Annotated in this window: 17 protein-coding genes; 14 read left to right on the top strand and 3 right to left on the bottom strand. The window is 71.2% G+C overall.

Translation table 11 applies throughout. The features are described 5' to 3' along the window. Positions 1–191 precede the first annotated feature (191 nt). The 8 genes from ruvC (at position 192) to ACFWWU_RS30805 (ending at position 9,475) form a co-directional block, all read left to right on the top strand. On the top strand, positions 192–776 hold the full coding sequence (ruvC, locus tag ACFWWU_RS30770; RefSeq protein WP_384150226.1) for a crossover junction endodeoxyribonuclease RuvC: 585 nt from the start codon (positions 192–194) through the stop codon (positions 774–776). Next, on the top strand, positions 773–1,405 hold the full coding sequence (gene ruvA, locus ACFWWU_RS30775) for a Holliday junction branch migration protein RuvA (RefSeq protein WP_384150229.1): 633 nt from the start codon (positions 773–775) through the stop codon (positions 1,403–1,405). The genes ruvC and ruvA overlap by 4 nt, the downstream gene beginning before the upstream one ends. Before the next feature lie 64 nt (positions 1,406–1,469). Then, a complete protein-coding gene (gene ruvB, locus ACFWWU_RS30780; protein WP_384150233.1) occupies positions 1,470–2,570 on the top strand; it encodes a Holliday junction branch migration DNA helicase RuvB in 1,101 nt (366 codons plus the stop codon). 165 nt (positions 2,571–2,735) lie between these two features. Continuing rightward, on the top strand, positions 2,736–3,224 hold the full coding sequence (gene yajC / locus ACFWWU_RS30785; RefSeq protein WP_384150236.1) for a preprotein translocase subunit YajC: 489 nt from the start codon (positions 2,736–2,738) through the stop codon (positions 3,222–3,224). 144 nt (positions 3,225–3,368) lie between these two features. Then, the gene (gene secD / locus ACFWWU_RS30790) at positions 3,369–5,144 is read left to right on the top strand and encodes a protein translocase subunit SecD (RefSeq protein WP_384150239.1); all 1,776 of its coding nucleotides are present in this window, start codon (positions 3,369–3,371) and stop codon (positions 5,142–5,144) included. 1 nt (position 5,145) lies between these two features. Then, on the top strand, positions 5,146–6,216 hold the full coding sequence (gene secF / locus ACFWWU_RS30795; RefSeq protein WP_384150242.1) for a protein translocase subunit SecF: 1,071 nt from the start codon (positions 5,146–5,148) through the stop codon (positions 6,214–6,216). Further along, complete coding sequence (locus tag ACFWWU_RS30800; RefSeq protein WP_384150245.1) at positions 6,213–6,767, top strand: adenine phosphoribosyltransferase; 555 nt, start codon at positions 6,213–6,215, stop codon at positions 6,765–6,767. The genes secF and ACFWWU_RS30800 overlap by 4 nt, the downstream gene beginning before the upstream one ends. A gap of 230 nt (positions 6,768–6,997) precedes the next feature. Further along, positions 6,998–9,475, top strand: coding sequence for a RelA/SpoT family protein (locus tag ACFWWU_RS30805; protein ID WP_384150248.1), 2,478 nt, complete (start codon positions 6,998–7,000; stop codon positions 9,473–9,475). A gap of 69 nt (positions 9,476–9,544) precedes the next feature. Here ACFWWU_RS30805 and ACFWWU_RS30810 read toward each other — a convergent pair whose 3' ends face one another. Continuing rightward, complete coding sequence (locus tag ACFWWU_RS30810; protein WP_384150251.1) at positions 9,545–10,774, bottom strand: DUF349 domain-containing protein; 1,230 nt, start codon at positions 10,772–10,774, stop codon at positions 9,545–9,547. A 200-nt stretch (positions 10,775–10,974) separates the two neighbouring features. Continuing rightward, positions 10,975–11,769, bottom strand: a complete 795-nt coding sequence (locus tag ACFWWU_RS30815) for a peptidylprolyl isomerase (RefSeq protein WP_384150254.1) — start codon at positions 11,767–11,769, stop codon at positions 10,975–10,977. 162 nt (positions 11,770–11,931) lie between these two features. Between ACFWWU_RS30815 and ACFWWU_RS30820 the strand changes: the two genes are divergently transcribed. The 5 genes from ACFWWU_RS30820 (at position 11,932) to rpsD (ending at position 17,132) form a co-directional block, all read left to right on the top strand. Then, positions 11,932–12,648 carry an MBL fold metallo-hydrolase gene (locus tag ACFWWU_RS30820; RefSeq protein ID WP_384150257.1) on the top strand — a complete coding sequence of 239 codons (717 nt, stop codon included), beginning with the start codon at positions 11,932–11,934 and terminating at the stop codon, positions 12,646–12,648. An 11-nt stretch (positions 12,649–12,659) separates the two neighbouring features. After that, complete coding sequence (gene hisS, locus ACFWWU_RS30825) at positions 12,660–13,922, top strand: histidine--tRNA ligase (RefSeq protein ID WP_384150260.1); 1,263 nt, start codon at positions 12,660–12,662, stop codon at positions 13,920–13,922. A gap of 165 nt (positions 13,923–14,087) precedes the next feature. Beyond that, positions 14,088–14,714 carry a vitamin K epoxide reductase family protein gene (locus tag ACFWWU_RS30830; protein WP_384150263.1) on the top strand — a complete coding sequence of 209 codons (627 nt, stop codon included), beginning with the start codon at positions 14,088–14,090 and terminating at the stop codon, positions 14,712–14,714. 42 nt (positions 14,715–14,756) lie between these two features. Next, positions 14,757–16,109 (top strand): replication-associated recombination protein A, encoded by a 1,353-nt coding sequence (locus tag ACFWWU_RS30835; RefSeq protein WP_384150541.1) that lies wholly within the window; start codon positions 14,757–14,759, stop codon positions 16,107–16,109. Between the two features lie 408 nt (positions 16,110–16,517). Further along, on the top strand, positions 16,518–17,132 hold the full coding sequence (gene rpsD, locus ACFWWU_RS30840; protein ID WP_024758279.1) for a 30S ribosomal protein S4: 615 nt from the start codon (positions 16,518–16,520) through the stop codon (positions 17,130–17,132). Positions 17,133–17,181: 49 nt separating this feature from the next. Here the strand turns inward: rpsD and ACFWWU_RS30845 are convergent, their stop codons facing one another. Next, on the bottom strand, positions 17,182–19,440 hold the full coding sequence (locus tag ACFWWU_RS30845) for an ATP-binding protein (protein ID WP_384150266.1): 2,259 nt from the start codon (positions 19,438–19,440) through the stop codon (positions 17,182–17,184). A 166-nt stretch (positions 19,441–19,606) separates the two neighbouring features. Between ACFWWU_RS30845 and ACFWWU_RS30850 the strand changes: the two genes are divergently transcribed. Beyond that, positions 19,607–20,044 (top strand): DUF948 domain-containing protein, encoded by a 438-nt coding sequence (locus ACFWWU_RS30850; RefSeq protein ID WP_024758277.1) that lies wholly within the window; start codon positions 19,607–19,609, stop codon positions 20,042–20,044. Positions 20,045–20,049: the final 5 nt, after the last annotated feature.

Consider the following 20,049-nt stretch of genomic DNA (forward strand, 5'->3'; position numbering starts at 1 on the left):
GCGCCTGCTTCTTTTTTTTATAATAAACTTATTACGAGGACCGCTTGGTGTTCTGGTATAGGGCCCCCCCCTCACCCGGGCGGCCCCCCCGGGGCCCCCCGCCCCCCCCCCCCCGCCCCCCCGCTGCGTTGTCAGTGCCAGCCGATAGCCTGCACAAACAGTTGAGCGACAGCGGTCCAGGGAGGGGCACAGTGCGCGTTCTCGGGGTGGACCCCGGGCTGACCCGGTGCGGCGTCGGCGTCGTCGAGGGCGTAGCCGGCCGGCCCCTGACCATGCTCGGGGTGGGCGTGGTCCGGACGGCGGCCGACGACGACATCGGCGTGCGCCTGGTCGGCATCGAGCGCGGCATCGAGGAGTGGCTCGACCGCTTCTCGCCCGAACTGGTCGCCGTGGAGCGGGTGTTCAGCCAGCACAACGTGCGTACGGTGATGGGCACGGCCCAGGCCAGCGCCGTCGCCATGCTGTGCGCCTCGCGCCGCGGCATCCCCGTCGCCCTGCACACCCCGAGCGAGGTCAAGGCCGCCGTCACCGGCAGCGGGCGGGCCGACAAGGCCCAGGTCGGGGCCATGGTGACCCGGCTCCTGCGGCTCTCCGCACCGCCCAAGCCGGCCGACGCCGCCGACGCCCTCGCGCTCGCCATCTGCCACATCTGGCGGGCCCCCGCCCAGAACCGGCTCCAGCAGGCCGTCGCCCAGAACCGCCTCCAGCAGGCGGTCGCCAAGCACCAGGCAACCGCTCCGCACCAGACATCCGCCGTGAAAGGCCGAACCCGATGATCGCCTTCGTCAGCGGCCCGGTCGCCGCGCTCGCCCCCACCACCGCCGTGATCGAGGTCGGCGGCGTGGGCATGGCCGTCCAGTGCACGCCGAACACCCTCTCCGCCCTGAGGATCGGTCAGGAAGCCCGGCTCGCCACGTCCCTGGTCGTGCGCGAGGACTCGCTCACCCTGTACGGCTTCGCCGACGACGACGAGCGACAGGTCTTCGAGCTGCTCCAGACCGCCAGCGGCGTCGGCCCCCGCCTCGCGCAGGCGATGCTCGGCGTGCACAGCCCCGACGCGCTGCGCATCGCGGTCTCCACCGGCGACGAGAAGGCGCTCACCGCCGTCCCCGGCATCGGCAAGAAGGGCGCGCAGAAGCTCCTCCTCGAACTGAAGGACAAGCTCGGCGCCCCGCTGGGCAGCAGCGGTCTGGTCGGCGCTCAGCGCGCCGCGGCCTCCGGGCCCGCGCCCTGGACCGAGCAGCTGTCCGCCGCGCTGATCGGGCTCGGCTACGCGAGCCGCGAGGCAGAGGAGGCCGTCAGCGCCGTCACGCCGCAGGCCGAGGCCGCCCTCGCCGAGACCGGCACCGCGCCCGTACCGCAGCTGCTCCGCGCCGCCCTGCAGACCCTCAACCGCGCCCGCTGACCTCGCCCCGGCCCCGGCGGGCCGGGCGCCCACCCCCGACCGTACGAACGAGAAGGCATCCACCGTGAACTGGGACGACGACATCACCGCCGAGGCAGCCGAGGCCGAGGCGCGGATCGTCGACGCCGCCGCCGAGGGGGACGACCAGGCCGTCGAGGCCGCCCTGCGCCCGAAGGACCTCAGCGAGTTCGTCGGCCAGGAGAAGGTCCGCCAGCAGCTCGACCTGGTCCTCAAGGCCGCCCGCCAGCGCGGCGCCACCGCCGACCACGTGCTGCTCTCCGGCGCCCCCGGCCTCGGCAAGACCACCCTCTCGATGATCATCGCCGCCGAGATGAACGCGCCGATCCGCATCACCTCCGGCCCCGCCATCCAGCACGCCGGCGACCTCGCCGCGATCCTCTCCTCCCTCCAGGAGGGCGAGATCCTCTTCCTCGACGAGATCCACCGGATGTCCCGGCCCGCCGAGGAGATGCTGTACATGGCGATGGAGGACTTCCGCGTCGACGTCATCGTCGGCAAGGGCCCCGGCGCCACCGCCATCCCGCTGGAACTCCCGCCCTTCACGCTCGTCGGCGCCACCACCCGGGCCGGACTCCTGCCGCCCCCGCTGCGCGACCGCTTCGGCTTCACGGCCCACATGGAGTTCTACGACCCGGGCGAGCTCCAGCGCGTGATCCACCGCTCCGCCGGCCTCCTCGACGTCGAGATCGACCCCGCCGGCGCCGCCGAGATCGCCGGCCGCTCCCGCGGCACCCCCCGCATCGCCAACCGCCTCCTGCGCCGGGTCCGCGACTATGCGCAGGTCAGGGCGGACGGAGTGATCAACCGCGACATCTCCGAGGCCGCCCTCAGGGTGTACGAGGTGGACAGCCGGGGCCTCGACCGGCTCGACCGCGCCGTCCTGGAGGCGCTGCTCAAGCTGTTCGGCGGCGGACCGGTGGGCCTGTCCACCCTGGCGGTCGCCGTGGGGGAGGAGCGCGAGACCGTCGAGGAGGTCGCCGAACCCTTCCTCGTACGCGAAGGCCTGCTGGCCCGCACGCCCCGTGGTCGGGTCGCCACTCCCGCGGCATGGGCCCACCTCGGACTCGTTCCGCCGCAGGCAGCGGGCCCGGGGAGCGCCGGGAACGGCGCGGGAATGGGACAACAGGGGTTCTTCGGGGCGTGACGGTGTCGACACTCGCCCGGACCGGAACCAGGGTGCGATGCTGGACGTTGTTCCATCGATGCGGACTCGCCTAGACTCCGCCGATGCCGCCCTTTCTGGTCGGCGCGCCCACCCCCGAAGATCAGGCCGCGGGTTCTCCGCGACCGTGCGAAGGAAACCCGTCCCGTGAGCATCGTGACCCTCCTCCCCTTCATCGTCCTCATCGGGGCCATGTTCCTGATGACCCGCTCTGCGAAGAAGAAGCAGCAGGCGGCCGCGCAGATGCGCGACGAGATGCAGCCCGGCACCGGCGTGCGGACGATCGGGGGGATGTACGCCACCGTCAAGGAGATCGGCGACGAGACCGTCCTCCTCGAGGTCGCGCCCGGCGTCCACGCCGTCTACGCCAAGAACTCGATCGGCGCGGTCCTCCAGGACTCCGAGTACAACCGCATCGTCCACGGCGACGACCCGGAGTCGGACACCGACACCGTCGTCCCCGACGACGCCTCCTCCCTCACCGAGACCGCCGAGGCCACGGAGAAGGACGCGGAGACCGCCGAGTCCGAGGACGCGGCGCCGAAGGCCGACCTGACGAAGAAGGCGGACGCGGCCGAGGCCGGCACCGAGGGGCAGAAGGACGGCAAGACCGACGGCGAGACCGACGCGAAGTAGTCGCGGCCGGGGACCCCGCGCACGCCCACAGGCGTGCGCGGTCTCCGGAACGGTTGCACGTCTGCGGGGGCAGGTCCCCACACACACTTCGTGGCCGTCTCACGCATACCCGGCGCGAGACGGTTGGACAGGGAGATACGACAGGTGGCAGCACCGAAGAAGGGCCGAGGGGCGGCGGGGGGACAGAGCCGTCCGGGCCGCGCCCTGGCATTCATCCTGATCGCCATGGTCGCGCTCACCGGCGGAATGTTCTGGTCGGGGCACACCACCCCGCGCCTCGGCATCGACCTCGCCGGCGGAACGTCGATCACGCTCAAGGCGAAGGCCGAGCCCGGCCAGGAGTCGGCGGTCAACGAGACCAACATGAACACGGCGGTCGGCATCATCGAGCGCCGTGTGAACGGTCTGGGTGTCTCCGAGGCCGAGGTCCAGACCCAGGGCCGCGAGAACATCATCGTCAACATCCCCCGGGGGACGGACGAGAAGCAGGCCCGCAAGCAGGTCGGCACCACCGCCCAGCTCTACTTCCGGCCCGTTCTCACCGTCGCCGACGGCGCACCCCCGGCGGCGCCGAGCGCCACGCCCTCGGGCTCCGCCTCGGGAACTCCCTCGGCGAAGCCGTCCGCCTCCGCCTCCGGCGCGAGCGCCGGCGAGAAGTCGGCCACCCCGACGGCCACCGCCACCACGCAGGGCCGAGCGGTCAGCGAGGCCCTCAAGGCCCCGAGCCCGACGCCCACCGCGAGCTCCTCGACCTCGGCGAAGCCGCAGGCCACCGGGACCCCGCAGGCGACCCCTTCGGCCGACGCCGCCACCGCGGCGCTGCAGCAGAAGTTCGCCACCCTGAACTGCCTCGACCCCAAGCAGCGCTCCGCCGCCGGCCAGGGCGTCAAGCCGACCGAGCCCACCGTGGCCTGCGGCGAGGACGCCCCGGGCGTGTGGGCGAAGTACCTCCTCGGCCCGGCCGAGGTCGGGGGCCGTGACGTCGACGACGCCAAGGGCCAGTTCGACCAGCAGCGCGGTATGTGGATCGTCACCATGGACTTCACGAGCGAGGGCTCGAAGAAGTTCCAGTCGATCACCGGCAAGCTCTCGCAGCAGGCCGACCCGCAGAACCGGTTCGCGATCGTCCTGGACGGCCAGGTCGTCTCGGCGCCCTCGGTGCGCCAGACGCTCAGCGCCAGCGCGGAGATCTCCGGCAACTTCAACCAGCAGTCCGCCCAGGACCTCGGCAACATCCTGTCCTACGGCGCCCTGCCGCTCACCTTCGAGACCCAGAGCGTCGACACCGTCACCGCCGCCCTCGGCGGTGACCAGCTGGAAGCCGGCCTCATCGCCGGTGCCATCGGCCTCGGCCTGGTCATCATCTACCTGGTCGCCTACTACCGCGGCCTGTCGCTGATCGCCATCCTCAGCCTCGGCGTCTCGGCGCTCCTCACCTACGTGATCATGTCCCTGCTCGGCCCGGCCATCGGCTTCGCGCTGAACCTGCCGGCCGTCTGCGGTGCCATCGTCGCCATCGGCATCACCGCGGACTCGTTCATCGTCTACTTCGAGCGCATCCGCGACGAACTCCGCGAGGGCCGCACACTCCGCCCGGCCGTCGAGCGCGCCTGGCCGCGTGCCCGCCGCACGATCCTGGTCTCCGACTTCGTGTCGTTCCTGGCCGCGGCCGTGCTCTTCATCGTCACCGTCGGCAAGGTCCAGGGCTTCGCGTTCACGCTCGGCCTCACCACCCTGCTCGACGTCGTCGTGGTGTTCCTCTTCACCAAGCCGATCATGACGATGCTCGCGAAGACCAAGTTCTTCGGCAACGGTCACCCGTGGTCGGGTCTCGACCCGAAGCGTCTCGGCGCCAAGCCGCCGCTGCGCCGTACTCGCCGTGCCACTGCCCCTGCCGCTGCCGACCCGAAGGAGGCGTGAGATGTCGAAGCTCGGCGATCTCGGCGCCCGGCTCCACCGCGGTGAGGTCGGTTACGACTTCATCGGCAACCGCAAGATCTGGTATGGCCTGTCCATCCTGATCACCATCACCGCCATCGTCGCCCTGGCCGTCCGCGGCCTCAACATGGGCATCGAGTTCCAGGGCGGCGCCGTCTTCACCACCCCGAAGAGCGACGTCTCCGTCAGCCAGGCCCAGGAGTACGCGGAAGAGGCCTCGGGCCACGACGCGATCGTCCAGCAGCTCGGCAACGGCTCCCTCCGCATCCAGGTCGGCGGCCTCGACACGGCCCAGTCCGACCAGGTCCGCGAGGAGCTCGCCAAGGACCTGAACGTCCCCGAGGACAAGATCGCGGCGGAGCTCGTCGGCCCCAGCTGGGGTGAACAGATCGCCACCAAGGCCTGGACGGGTCTGGGGATCTTCATGATCCTCGTGGTGATCTATCTGGCGATCGCCTTCGAGTGGAGAATGGCGGTCGCGGCACTCATCGCCCTCATCCACGACCTCACGATCACCGTGGGCATCTACTCACTGGTCGGCTTCGAGGTCACCGTCGGTACGGTCATCGGTCTGCTGACGATCCTCGGCTACTCGCTGTACGACACAGTCGTCGTCTTCGACTCCCTCAAGGAACAGACGAAGGACATCACGAAGCAGACCCGCTTCACCTACAGCGAGCTGGCCAACCGCTCCATCAACGGCACCCTGGTCCGTTCGATCAACACCACCGTGGTCGCGCTGCTGCCGGTCGCCGGCCTGCTCTTCATCGGCGGCGGCGTCCTCGGCGCGGGCATGCTGAACGACATCTCGCTGTCGCTGTTCGTGGGTCTCGCCGCCGGTGCGTACTCCTCGATCTTCATCGCCACCCCGCTCGTCGCCGACCTCAAGGAGCGCGAGCCGGCGATCAAGGCGCTCAAGAAGCGCATCGGGGTCAAGCGGGCCGCCGCCGCCGCCAAGGGCGAGCCGCTGGATGCCGCGGACGACCTGTCCGGCGAGGCTGCCGTCGTGGGCCCGCGCGCGAGCCGCCACGGCGCTCAGGAGCACCGCGGATGACGACCACAGGAACGCAGGACGTCACCGAGCTGCTGCTCAGCCGCATCCGCGACGTCCCCGACTATCCGAAGCCGGGCGTGCTGTTCAAGGACATCACGCCGCTGCTCGCCGACCCGGAGGCCTTCACGGCCCTCACCGACGCCCTCGCCGCACTGTGCACCGCGCACGGCGCGACGAAGATCGCCGGCCTGGAGGCCCGCGGCTTCATCCTGGCCGCCCCGGTGGCCATCCGCGCGGGCCTGGGCTTCATCCCGGTCCGCAAGGCCGGCAAGCTCCCCGGGGCCACGCTCCGCCAGGCCTACGAGCTGGAGTACGGCACCGCCGAGATCGAGGTGCACGCCGAGGACCTCGCCGCGGGCGACCGCGTCATGGTCATCGACGACGTCCTCGCCACCGGCGGAACGGCCGAGGCCTCGATCGAGCTCGTCCGCCGTGCCGGCGCCGAGGTCGCGGGCGTCGCGGTCCTCATGGAGCTCGGCTTCCTCCCGGGCCGCGCCCGTCTGGAACCGGTCCTGAACGGCGCCCCGCTCACGGCGCTGATCACGGTCTGAACCCAGGGCCCGACAACAAGGCCCACAGCAAGGCCCACAGGGGCGCTCCGGGGAATCCCCGGGGCGCCCCTGCTGTTTTCCCGATATGTCCCCGTACGGGGCCCGACCGGCGTGCTTCCCCGGTGCCTGTGCCGTCCGCGCCCCGGGCGCGTGAGCAGGGCGGGTCGTGGCTCGATACCATGGCCTTTCCGGGCCTGACCGGGGGACCCGGAACCGCACGAGGAGCGCTCTTGCCAGACGAGGCCCAGTCACTCTCCGCCGCGCAGCCCGACCCGAAGGCCGAAAAGGCCGCGCCGGGGACCGGCACGCCCCAGGACAAGCCCGCGGAGACCGGGCCCGCGCCCGAGACGCCCGCCCCGGCGCCCACTCCGGCTCCCGCCGCCCGGCCCGCCCCGGCCGCGCCCGCCCGCTCGGGCGGCTCGTCCAACCGCGTCCGTGCCCGCCTCGCCCGCCTCGGCGTCCAGCGCTCCTCCCCGTACAACCCGGTCCTCGAACCGCTGCTGCGGATCGTCCGCTCCAACGACCCCAAGATCGAGACGGCGACCCTCCGCCAGATCGAGCGCGCCTACCAGGTCGCCGAGCGCTGGCACCGCGGCCAGAAGCGCAAGAGCGGCGACCCGTACATCACGCACCCGCTCGCCGTCACGACGATCCTCGCCGAGCTCGGCATGGACCCGGCGACGCTGATGGCCGGTCTCCTGCACGACACCGTCGAGGACACCGAGTACGGCCTCGACACGCTTCGCCGCGACTTCGGCGACCAGGTCGCCCTGCTCGTCGACGGCGTCACCAAGCTCGACAAGGTCAAGTTCGGCGAGGCCGCGCAGGCCGAGACGGTCCGCAAGATGGTCGTCGCCATGGCCAAGGACCCGCGCGTCCTGGTCATCAAGCTCGCCGACCGCCTGCACAACATGCGCACCATGCGCTACCTCAAGCGGGAGAAGCAGGAGAAGAAGGCCCGCGAGACCCTCGAGATCTACGCGCCCCTGGCCCACCGCCTCGGCATGAACACCATCAAGTGGGAACTTGAGGACCTCGCCTTCGCGATCCTCTACCCCAAGATGTACGACGAGATCGTCCGGCTCGTCGCCGAGCGCGCGCCCAAGCGGGACGAGTACCTCGCCATAGTGACCGACGAGGTCCAGACCGACCTGCGCGCCGCCCGCATCAAGGCCACCGTCACCGGCCGCCCCAAGCACTACTACAGCGTCTACCAGAAGATGATCGTCCGCGGCCGTGACTTCGCGGAGATCTACGACCTGGTCGGCATCCGCGTCCTCGTGGACACCGTCCGCGACTGCTACGCGGCGCTCGGCACCGTCCACGCGCGATGGAACCCGGTCCCCGGCCGGTTCAAGGACTACATCGCGATGCCGAAGTTCAACATGTACCAGTCGCTGCACACGACGGTCATCGGACCCAACGGCAAGCCCGTCGAGCTCCAGATCCGCACCTTCGACATGCACCGGCGCGCCGAGTACGGCATCGCCGCGCACTGGAAGTACAAGCAGGACCCCTCCGCCGGCGCCTCCAAGGTGCGCACCGACGTGCCGAAGAAGACCGGCAAGGACGACCACCTCAACGACATGGCGTGGCTGCGCCAGCTGCTCGACTGGCAGAAGGAGACCGAGGACCCCAGCGAGTTCCTGGAGTCCCTGCGCTTCGACCTGTCGCGCAACGAGGTCTTCGTCTTCACGCCCAAGGGCGACGTCATCGCGCTGCCCGCCGGGGCCACCCCCGTCGACTTCTCCTACGCGGTCCACACGGAGGTCGGCCACCGCACGATAGGAGCACGGGTCAACGGCCGGCTCGTCCCGCTCGAATCGACCCTCGACAACGGCGACCTGGTCGAGGTCTTCACGTCCAAGGCCGCCGGCGCCGGACCCTCCCGCGACTGGCTCGGCTTCGTCAAGTCCCCGCGCGCCCGCAACAAGATCCGCGCCTGGTTCTCCAAGGAGCGCCGCGACGAGGCCATCGAGCAGGGCAAGGACGCCATCGCGCGGGCCATGCGCAAGCAGAACCTGCCGATCCAGCGGATCCTCACCGGCGACTCGCTCGTCACCCTCGCCCACGAGATGCGCTACAGCGACATCTCCTCGCTGTACGCGGCGATCGGCGAGGGCCACGTCACCGCCCAGTCGATCGTCCAGAAGCTGGTCCAGGCGCTCGGTGGCGAAGAGGCGGCCACCGAGGACATCGACGAGGCCGCCCCGCCGACCCGCGGCCGCTCCAAGCGCCGCTCCAGCACCGACCCGGGCGTCGTCGTCAAGGGCGTCGAGGACGTCTGGGTGAAGCTGGCGCGCTGCTGTACGCCGGTCCCCGGCGACCCGATCATCGGGTTCGTCACCCGGGGCAGTGGCGTATCGGTTCACCGCAGCGACTGCGTGAACGTGGAGTCGCTCTCCCGCGAGCCGGAGCGCATCCTCGAGGTCGAGTGGGCGCCCACCCAGTCCTCGGTCTTCCTGGTCGCCATCCAGGTCGAGGCCCTGGACCGGTCCCGGCTCCTCTCGGACGTCACCCGGGTCCTCTCGGACCAGCACGTCAACATCCTCTCGGCGGCCGTCCAGACGTCCCGCGACCGGGTGGCCACCTCGCGCTTCACCTTCGAGATGGGCGACCCCAAGCACCTGGGCCACGTCCTGAAGGCGGTCCGGGGCGTGGAGGGCGTCTACGACGTCTACCGCGTCACGTCGGCCCGCCGGCCGTAGAGACGCCCACGAGGAAGGCCCCCCGGCTCGCTGCCGGGGGGCCTTCCTCGTACGGTCACGGCTTCCGCGTCAGCCGCCGAATTCCTCCAGGCCCTTCATGGCCTGGTCGAGCAGGGCCTGACGGCCCTCCAGCTCACGGGCGAGCTTGTTCGCCTTGGCGTCGTTCCCGGCGGCGCGGGCCGCGTCGATCTGCTTGCGCAGCTTCTCGACCGCGTCCTGGAGCTGACCGGTCAGACCCGCGGCACGCGCGCGTGCCTCCGGGTTCGTCCGGCGCCACTCGGCCTCCTCGGACTCCTGGATCGCCCGCTCCACCGTGTGCATCCGGCCCTCGACCTTCGGGCGGGCGTCACGCGGTACGTGGCCGATGGCCTCCCAGCGTTCGTTGAGGGAGCGGAAGGCCGCACGAGCCGCCTTCAGGTCCGTCACCGGCAGCAGCTTCTCGGCCTCGGTCGCGAGCTCCTCCTTGAGCTTGAGGTTCTCGGTCTGCTCCGCGTCCCGCTCGGCGAAGACCTCGCCGCGCGCCGCGAAGAAGACGTCCTGGGCACCGCGGAAGCGGTTCCAGAGGTCGTCCTCGTGCTCGCGCTGCGCCCGGCCGGCGGCCTTCCACTCCGTCATCAGATCGCGGTAGCGGGCCGCCGTGTTCGCCCAGTCCGTGGAGCTCGACAGCGACTCCGCCTCGGCGACCAGACGCTCCTTCGCCTTGCGCGCGTCCTCGCGCTGGGCGTCCAGCGAGGCGAAGTGGGCCTTGCGGCGCTTCGAGAACGCCGAGCGGGCGTGCGAGAAGCGGTGCCACAGCTCGTCGTCGGACTTGCGGTCCAGCCGGGGAAGACCCTTCCAGGTGTCCACGAGCGCCCGGAGCCGCTCGCCCGCGGAGCGCCACTGCTCGCTCTGGGCCAGCTCCTCGGCCTCGGTGACGAGCGCCTCCTTGGCGACCCGCGCCTCGTCGGTCTGCTTGGCCTTCTGGGCCTTGCGCTCCTCGCGGCGCGAGTCGACCGACGCGACGAGCTTGTCCAGCCGGACGCCGAGCGCCGCCAGGTCGCCGACGGCGTGGTGCTCGTCGATCTGCCCGCGGATGTGCTCGATCGCCGTGGTGGCGTCCTTCGCCGAGAGGTCGGTGGTCCTCACACGCTTCTCGAGAAGGCCGATCTCGACCACCAAGCCCTCGTACTTGCGCTCGAAGTAGGCCAGGGCCTCCTCAGGGGTGCCGGCCTGCCACGATCCGACGACCTTCTCGCCCTCGGCCGTCCGCACGTACACGGTGCCCGTCTCGTCGACGCGGCCCCACGGGTCGCTGCTCACAGCGCCTCCTCACCATGATGCCGTCGCGGGGTGGTACCCCCCGGGCATCGTCCACAGTTTCCCGGCGGGCCTCGCCCGCCTTCCGCGGCGCGGCCGACAGGCCCACGCTGCACAACGCCAATCTAGGCGAACGGCGGCCCGGCTGTCCGCACTCAGCGCGACCGAGATTCCACGGTCACGCACCTGTGCGGACGCCCGGCTCACTTCTTCGCGACGGCGGCCTTCTCGATGGTGACGGGCTTCTTCGGGGCGCCGTCCGAGGCACCGCCCACGCCACCGGCCGCGGCCACGTCCTTGACCGCCTTGAGACCGGCCGCGTCCATCTTCCCGAAGGGGGTGTACTGCGGCGGCAGCTTGCTGTCCTTGTAGACGAGGAAGAACTGCGAACCGCCCGTGCCGGGCTGTCCGGTGTTGGCCATGGCGACGGTGCCGGCCGGGTAGGTCACCTTGCCGTCCGCGCCCGCCTTGCCCAGGGCGTCCAGGTTCTCGTCCGGGATGTTGTAGCCCGGGCCGCCGGTGCCCTCGCCCGTCGGGTCGCCGCACTGGAGCACGTAGATGCCGTCGGTCGTCAGGCGGTGGCACTTGCTCCCGTCGAAGTACTTCTTCGCGGCGAGGTGGTGGAAGGAGTTCACCGTGCGCGGGGTCTTCGCCGCGTCCATCGCGATCGCGATGTCGCCCTCGTTGGTCTTGAGGGACATGGTGTACGTGCCCTTGGCGTCCACGGCCATCTTCGGCTCGGGGGCCTTCGACTCGCTCTGTGTGGGCTCCGGGGTCGGAGTGGTGGGCGAGTCGCCCGCGGCGGCGTCCGAGCCCTTCGAGTCGCCCGTCAGCGCCACCGAGGCGTACACGGCGCCGCCGGCCGCCAGCACCACGGCCAAGGAGGCCGCGATGACGGTATTGCGCCGCTTCGCCTTGCGCCTCTCCTCCCGGCGCTCCTGCTGCCGCACGTACTTCTCCCTGGCAAGCTGCCGCCGCCGCTGATCGCTCGTGACCACCGGTTCCGCTCCCGTCGCTCGTCTGTTCCTGTCCTGGCCGGATGTGCCCGTACCGTATACGGGTTGGCTGTGGAACCGGCAGCGCCGGTAGGCTCTGATCTGCTGAATCCCGTGATTTCCGGGATTTCCGCTCCTCGTGACGGACGACATCTAAGGACGAACGTGCTGATTGCCGGGTTCCCCGCCGGGGCCTGGGGGACCAATTGCTATCTGGTCGCCCCCGCCGCAGGCGAGGAGTGCGTGATCATCGACCCGGGCCACCAGGCCGCCCAGGGAGTCGAGGAGACGCTCAAGAAGCATCGGCTCAAGCCCGTCGCCGTCGTCCTCACCCATGGACACATCGACCACGTCGCCTCCGTCGTTCCGGTGTGCGGCGCCCATGACGTCCCCGCGTGGATCCACCCGTCCGACCGGTACATGATGAGCGACCCGGAGAAGGCCCTCGGCCGCTCCATCGGGATGCCCCTCATGGGCGAGCTGACCGTGGGGGAGCCCGACGACGTACGGGAGCTCACCGACGGCGCGGAGCTGAAGCTCGCCGGTCTGGACTTCTCCGTCGCCCACGCGCCCGGTCATACCAAGGGGTCGGTGACCTTCCGGATGCCCCAGAGCGCGGACGTTCCAACCGTGTTCTTCTCGGGGGATCTGCTTTTCGCCGGCTCCATCGGACGCACCGACCTGCCCGGCGGTGACATGGACGAGATGCTCGAGTCGCTGGCCCGCGTGTGCCTGCCCCTCGACAACTCGACCGTGGTGCTTTCGGGACACGGTCCCCAGACGACCATCGGCCAGGAACGCGCCACGAACCCCTATCTGCGGGACGTGGCCGCGAGCCGCCAAGGGAGCAGCAGCACGAAGGCTCCCCGACGAGGAATGTGACGAAGATCCACGTGAGCACCTTCAAGGCCCCCAAGGGCACCTACGACCTGTTGCCGCCCCGCTCCGCGACGTTCCTCGCGGTGCGCGAGGCGATCTCCACGCCGCTGCGGAACTCCGGCTACGGCTACGTCGAGACCCCCGGCTTCGAGGACGTGAAGCTGTTCTCCCGCGGCGTCGGCGAGTCCACCGACATCGTGTCCAAGGAGATGTACACCCTCACGACCAAGGGCGGCGACGAGCTGGCCCTGCGGCCGGAGGGCACCGCGTCCGTCCTGCGCGCGGCACTCCAGGGCAACCTGCACAAGCTCGGCAACCTGCCGGTCAAGCTCTGGTACTCCGGCTCGTACTACCGCTACGAGCGGGCCCAGGCGGGCCGCTACCGCCACTTCTCGCAGGTCGGCGCCGAGGCGATCGGAGCCGAGGACCCGGCGCTCGACGCCGAGCTGATCATCCTCGCCGACCAGGCATACCGCTCGCTCGGTCTGCGGAACTTCCGCATCCTGCTGAACTCGCTGGGCGACAAGGAGTGCCGTCCCGTCTACCGCGAGGCGCTCCAGACCTTCCTGCGCGGCCTCGACCTCGACGAGGAGACCCTGCGCCGCGCCGAGATCAACCCGCTGCGCGTCCTCGACGACAAGCGCGATTCCGTGCAGAAGCAGCTGGTCGGCGCGCCGCTGCTGCGCGACTACCTGTGCGACGCCTGCAAGGCGTACCACGAGGAGGTGCGCGCCCTCATCACGGCGGCGGGCGTGGTCTTCGAGGACGACGCCAAGCTGGTGCGCGGCCTCGACTACTACACCCGCACCACGTTCGAGTTCGTCCACGACGGTCTCGGCTCGCAGTCGGCGGTCGGCGGCGGCGGCCGCTACGACGGCCTCTCCGAGATGATCGGCGGGCCCGCGCTGCCGTCCGTGGGCTGGGCGCTCGGCGTGGACCGGACGGTCCTCGCCCTGGAGGCGGAGGGTGTCGAGCTGGACATCCCGGCCGCCACCAGCGTCTTCGCCGTCGCCCTCGGCGAGGAGGCCCGCCGGATCCTCTTCGGCAAGGTCACCGAGCTGCGCCGGGAGGGCATCGCCGCGGACTTCTCCTTCGGCGGCAAGGGCCTCAAGGGCGCCATGAAGGACGCCAACCGCTCGGGCGCCCGACTCGCCGTCGTCGCCGGTGAGCGCGACCTCGCCGAGGGCGTCGTCCAGCTCAAGGACATGGAGTCCGGCGAGCAGCAGGCCGTCGCCGTGGACGCCCTGCTGGACGCGGTACGCGCCAAGCTGGCCTGACGGACCGTACGGACGCAGGGGCCCGGACCACGCACACGCGCTGGTCCGGGCCCCTGCGCGTTGCCGCTATGCCGACCTCGCTTATCCCCCGCGAACGGTGGACGAGGTCTCCCGTACGGCAGAATGACCGTGCCCAGACGGTCCGCGAGCGAGGGAATCGGCGACATGACGAAGGCAGCGGTGGACGAAGCCGCGTCCAGCCGGAACGACGGCGGCACGATCGGTGCGAGCAAGGCGCTCGCCTGGCTGCTCGTGATCACCGGAGCGGCCGGTCTGCTCGCCTCCTGGGTGATCACGATCGACAAGATCAAGCTCCTTGAGGACCCGAACTTCACGCCGGGCTGCAGCCTCAACCCGATCGTCTCCTGCGGCAACATCATGAAGAGCGAGCAGGCGGCGGTCTTCGGTTTCCCCAACCCGATGCTCGGCCTCGTCACGTACGCCATGGTCATCGCGATCGGCGTCGGCCTGCTCGCGGGCGCCCGCTACCGCCGCTGGTACTGGCTCGGCCTCAACGCCGGCACGCTGTTCGGCGTCGGCTTCTGCACCTGGCTCATGTACCAGTCGCTGTACGAGATCAACTCGCTCTGCCTGTGGTGCTGCCTGGCCTGGGTCGCCACCATCGTCATGTTCTGGTACGTGACCTCGCACAACGTCCGGCGCGGTGTCATCCCCGCCCCCGGCGGCCTGAAGACCTTCTTCGACGAGTTCACCTGGCTCCTGCCCGTCCTGCACATCGGGATCATCGGGATGCTGATCCTGACCCGCTGGTGGGACTTCTGGACCAGCTGACGGCGGCGGCGCTGTCAGTGGCGTGACCTAGGCTTCATGACTGTGGAGCCCGACCTCTTTACCGCAGCCGCCGAAGACCGCCAGGAGAAGGACCCGTCCAGCAGCCCGCTGGCCGTCCGGATGCGCCCCCGCACCCTCGACGAGGTGGTGGGCCAGCAGCACCTGCTCAAGCCCGGCTCACCGCTGCGCCGACTCGTGGGGGACGGCGACGGCGGCCCCGCCGGCGCCTCCTCGGTGATCCTCTGGGGCCCGCCCGGCATCGGGAAGACCACCCTCGCGTACGTCGTCTCGAAGGCGACCGACAAGCGGTTCGTGGAGCTGTCCGCGATCACCGCGGGCGTCAAGGAGGTCCGGGCCGTCATCGACGGCGCCCGGCGCGCGGTCGGCGGCTACGGCAAGGAGACCGTCCTCTTCCTCGACGAGATCCACCGCTTCTCCAAGGCCCAGCAGGACTCGCTGCTGCCCGCCGTCGAGAACCGCTGGGTGACGCTGATCGCCGCCACCACCGAGAACCCCTACTTCTCGATCATCTCCCCCCTCCTCTCCCGCTCGCTGCTCCTCACCCTGGAGCCGCTCACCGACGAGGACCTGCGCGGCCTGCTCGCCCGCGCGCTCACCGACGAGCGGGGACTCGCCGGGGCCGTGTCCCTGCCGGAGGACGCCGAGGCCCACCTTCTCCGGGTCGCCGGCGGCGACGCCCGGCGCGCCCTGACCGCCCTGGAGGCGGCGGCCGGCGCCGCCCTCGCCAAGCGCGAGCCGGAGATCACGCTCCAGACGGTCGAGGAGACCGTCGACCGCGCGGCCGTGAAGTACGACAAGGACGGCGACCAGCACTACGACGTGGCCAGCGCGCTCATCAAGTCGATCCGCGGTTCGGACGTGGACGCGGCCCTGCACTACCTGGCACGGATGATCGAGGCGGGGGAGGACCCGCGGTTCATCGCCCGGCGGCTGATGATCTCCGCGAGCGAGGACATCGGGCTCGCCGATCCGAACGCGCTGCCGATCGCCGTCGCCGCCGCGCAGGCCGTCGCCATGATCGGCTTCCCGGAGGCCGCGCTCACCCTGAGCCACGCCACCATCGCCCTGGCCCTGGCCCCGAAGTCGAACGCGGCGACGACCGCGATCTCCGCCGCCCTGGCGGACGTACGGAACGGCCTCGCGGGCCCGGTCCCGACGCACCTGCGCGACGGCCACTACAAGGGCGCGGCGAAGCTCGGCCACGCCCAGGGGTACGTGTACCCGCACGACGTGCCGGGCGGCATCGCGGCCCAGCAGTACGCGCCGGACACCATCCACGGCAGCCGGTACTACGAGCCCACGCGCTACGGCGCGGAGGCGCGCTACGCGGACGTGGTGGAGCGGGTGCGGGCCCGCCTGAAGGGCGACGAGTAGCACCGGCGGCCTGGGGGAGAACGGGCAGACGTTCCCGGACACCTGCCGAGGCCGTCCGCCCCCCCCGGGCGAGGGCGCCCCGGCGGACCCGGTACACTGGTCGGGATCGCTGCGTCCCGTGTCCGGCTCCGGTCGGCACCACCAGAACGGGACAGTCAGCCGGAGACCCTGCCCTCGGGCGGGGTTTCCAGGAGCGTCGCGCACCTTCGAAGGTGTCGCGGGCAACCCACCACCACCCGGATCCCGGGAGCGGCGGTGGGCCGTTCGCGTGCTGCACGTATGTGCCCAGACCTGGGAGCGGCTGCCCGGCAGGTCCGTCCTGTACGGACCCGGCGGGTTTCCCGGCTGCGGATGCGACCTCCCCTAACCCTGGTGAAGCCGTTTCGTACACAGTAGAGAGGTTGGTTCATGCCGAACCAGTCCCGTCCCAAGGTCAAGAAGTCGCGTGCGCTCGGTATCGCGCTGACCCCGAAGGCTGTCAAGTACTTCGAGGCCCGCCCCTACCCGCCGGGCGAGCACGGCCGTGGTCGCAAGCAGAACTCGGACTACAAGGTCCGTCTGCTCGAGAAGCAGCGTCTGCGCGCTCAGTACGACATCTCCGAGCGCCAGATGGCCCGCGCGTACGACCGCGCCAAGAAGGCCGAGGGCAAGACGGGCGAGGCGCTGGTCGTCGAGCTCGAGCGTCGCCTCGACGCCCTGGTCCTGCGTTCGGGCATCGCCCGCACCATCTACCAGGCCCGTCAGATGGTCGTCCACGGCCACATCCAGGTCAACGGTGGCAAGGTCGACAAGCCGTCGTTCCGCGTCCGTCCCGACGACGTCGTGATGGTCCGCGAGCGCAGCCGCACCAAGCCGCTGTTCGAGGTCGCCCGTGAGGGTGGCTTCGCCGCCGACGGTGAGACCCCGCGCTACCTGCAGGTCAACCTGAAGGCCCTGGCCTTCCGCCTCGACCGCGACCCGAACCGCAAGGAAATCCCGGTCATCTGCGACGAGCAGCTGGTCGTCGAGTACTACGCCCGCTGATCCGGGCCCCCGGCGACAGCCGGGGGACGTAGTACCACCCTCGCGGTGTTCAGCCCGCCGCTTCCCCAGCCTTTCCGGTGGGGGAGCCGGCGGGCTTCCGCGTTCCCGGGACCGTCGCCGACCGGGCCGTACGGAAGGGACGCGGGGCCGCCGGCCCGGCCGCCCCCGCCGTTCCGCCGATGGCCGGATCGCGACGGTGCGCGAGCGCCCGCTCCACCGTCGCGTCCAAGGAGAGCCCCCGCCCCTCGCGGAACGCGGCGGCGTACGCCTCCGCCCCCAACGCCGCGCCCGCGTGCTCCTCGCACAGCGCCCTCGGCCCGTTGAACGAGGCGGAACCGAAGAGCCGGATCCCCACGGTGTCCCAGACGGGCACCGTCGCGCCCTGCAACACCGCCGCCTCCACCGGATCGCCCTCGCTCACCGTCACCAGCGCGAGCAGCTCGATCGCGAGGACGAGCCCCACCTGGTCACGGAACGCGTGGTTGATCGTCACGCACTCGGCGAGCAGTTCCCGCGCCTCCCCGAACGCGCCCCGGGTCCACGCCGAGAACGCGAGCACGTAGAGGGCGTACGCCCGGGTCCAGCGCTCCCCGCGCTCCTCGCAGACCTCCCGCACCTCGCGGCAGATCGCGACCGCCCCCTCCAGATCGCCCGCGAAGGCCCGCGCCATCGCCAGCTCGACCTGTCCCATCAGCACGTTGCTGTTCAGCTCGCCGAGTTCCCGGTACCCCTCCAGGGCCCGCCCGATCAGCTCCTCCGCCCGCGGCATGTCGTCCGAGAGCAGCGCGAGGCAGCCCATCCGGTGCGTCGCGTACGCCTCCGCCAGCGCGTTCCGGGAGGCCCGGGCCCGCTCCCCGCACTCGTGGAGCGCCGCCACCGCAGCCGTACCGTCCCCCTGGAGGATCGTCACGTAGCCGAGCACCCACAGCGCCTTCAGCCGGGCCTCCTCGTGCCCGGACTCCAGCGCGAGCGCCCGCTCCAGCCAGTGCCTGCCCTCCGAGAGGCGCCCGCACCCAACCCAGGCGAACCAGAGCGTGCCCGCCAGGTGCTGCGCGAGATGCGCGTCCTCAGGGAGTTCGAGACACAGGTCGAGGGCCGCCCGCAGATTCGGCAGCGCCGCGTCCGTCCGGGCCGCGACCTCCGCCTGGCGCGGGCTGAACCACTCCAGCTCGCACCAGGTCGCCAGACCCATGTACCAGTCGCGGTGCCTGCGGCGCAGCCGCTCCGTGTCGCCGAGCGCGGCCAGCCACTCCGCCCCGTACGCGGCGACCGTGTCCAGGATCCGGTAGCCCGGACCGGCCGGCGTGTCCTCCCGCACCACCAGCGACTGCGCGAGCAGCCCACCGAGCAGGTCCAGGATCTCTTCCGGCGGCAGCTCGGCGCCGCCGCACACGTACTCCACCGCCTCCAGGTCGAAGGTGCCGGCGAAGACGGAGAGCCGCGCCCACAGCAGACGCTCCTCCGGGGTGCACAGCTCGTGGCTCCAGCCGATCGCCGTGCGCAGCGTCTGGTGGCGGGGGAGCGCCCCGCGCGCGCCGCCCGTGAGCAGCCGGAAGCGGTCGTCGAGACGGCACAGCATCTGCTCGACGGAGAGGAGGGGCAGACGACCGGCCGCCAGTTCGAGAGCGAGCGGGATCCCGTCGAGTCGACGGCAGAGCTCGCGGACGGGGTCGGACGCGGAGTCGTGGGTGAGGGCGGGGGAGTCGTACGCGAGGACGCGGGAGTCCCGTGCGGGGCCGGTCACGGGGCCGCGTACGGACGCGGGCTCGTGCAGGACGGGCGCGCCCGCCTCCGCCGCCCGCTCGGCGAGCAGCGCCACCGCGTCCGCCTCGCCCATCGGTGCCAGCCGGAACACGGCCTCGCCCGCCACGCGCAGCGGGCGGCGGCCCACCGCGAGCACCGTGAGCCCGGGGGCGTGCGCGAGCAGTTCCCCCACCAGCGGCGCACAGCTCTCCACCAGGTGCTCGAAGCCGTCGAGCACCAGCAGGAGCCGCCGCTCCGCGAGGTGCTCGACCAGCACCTCGCGCGGGCCCCGCAGCGTGTGGTCGGTCAGCCCGAGCGCCTCGACCAGCGCGTGATCCAACAGGTCCGGATCACGGAGCGGCGCGAGCCCGGCGAGCCGCACCTCGTCGCCGTAGCGTTTCTGCGCCTCCGAGGCGGCACGCAGCGCGAGCCTCGTCTTGCCGACCCCACCCACCCCGACGACCGTGACGAGACGCGACTCCTCAAGGAGTCGCGTCAGTTCGGCCTGCTCGGCGGCCCGTCCGACGAACCGGTTCGGCTCCGCCGGGAGATTGCTCCGTCGCATGGGACACGGAGCGTACCCATCCGCACGCGCTCCGTACAATCGGATTCCGCAACTCCCTTCCCACGAGCGGTAATGCGGTACGGCGGGACAGCCCGGGCGCGATAGGGTCGGGTGACTACTTTTGGCAAGGGCCCCAAGGGCGAACGACAGCAGAGAGCGGTGCAGAGTGACCGGTGGAGAGGTTGCCGGGATCCTGGTGGCCGTCTTCTGGGCGATCCTGGTCTCCTTCCTCGCCGTGGTGCTGGTGAGGCTGGCGCAGACGCTCAGGGCGACCACCAAGCTGGTGGCGGACGTGACCGAGCAGGCCGTTCCCCTGCTCGCCGACGCCTCCGCGACCGTGCGCTCCGCGCAGACCCAGCTCGACCGGGTCGACGCCATCGCCTCGGACGTCCAGGAGGTCACCTCCAACGCGTCCGCGCTCTCCTCCACCGTCGCCTCCACCTTCGGCGGCCCGCTCGTCAAGGTGGCCGCGTTCGGCTACGGCGTGCGCAAGGCGCTCGGCCGCGGCCGGGACGGCGAGGACGTGCCGCGGGCGACCGCGCGACGTACTGTGATCGTCGGCCGTACGGTGCCGTCCGCACGGCGCCGGAAGCAGAAGGGCTGAGCCAC

Origin of the sequence: Streptomyces sp. NPDC058650 (assembly GCF_042717315.1) — a bacterium.
Classification (GTDB): Bacteria; Actinomycetota; Actinomycetes; order Streptomycetales; family Streptomycetaceae; genus Streptomyces.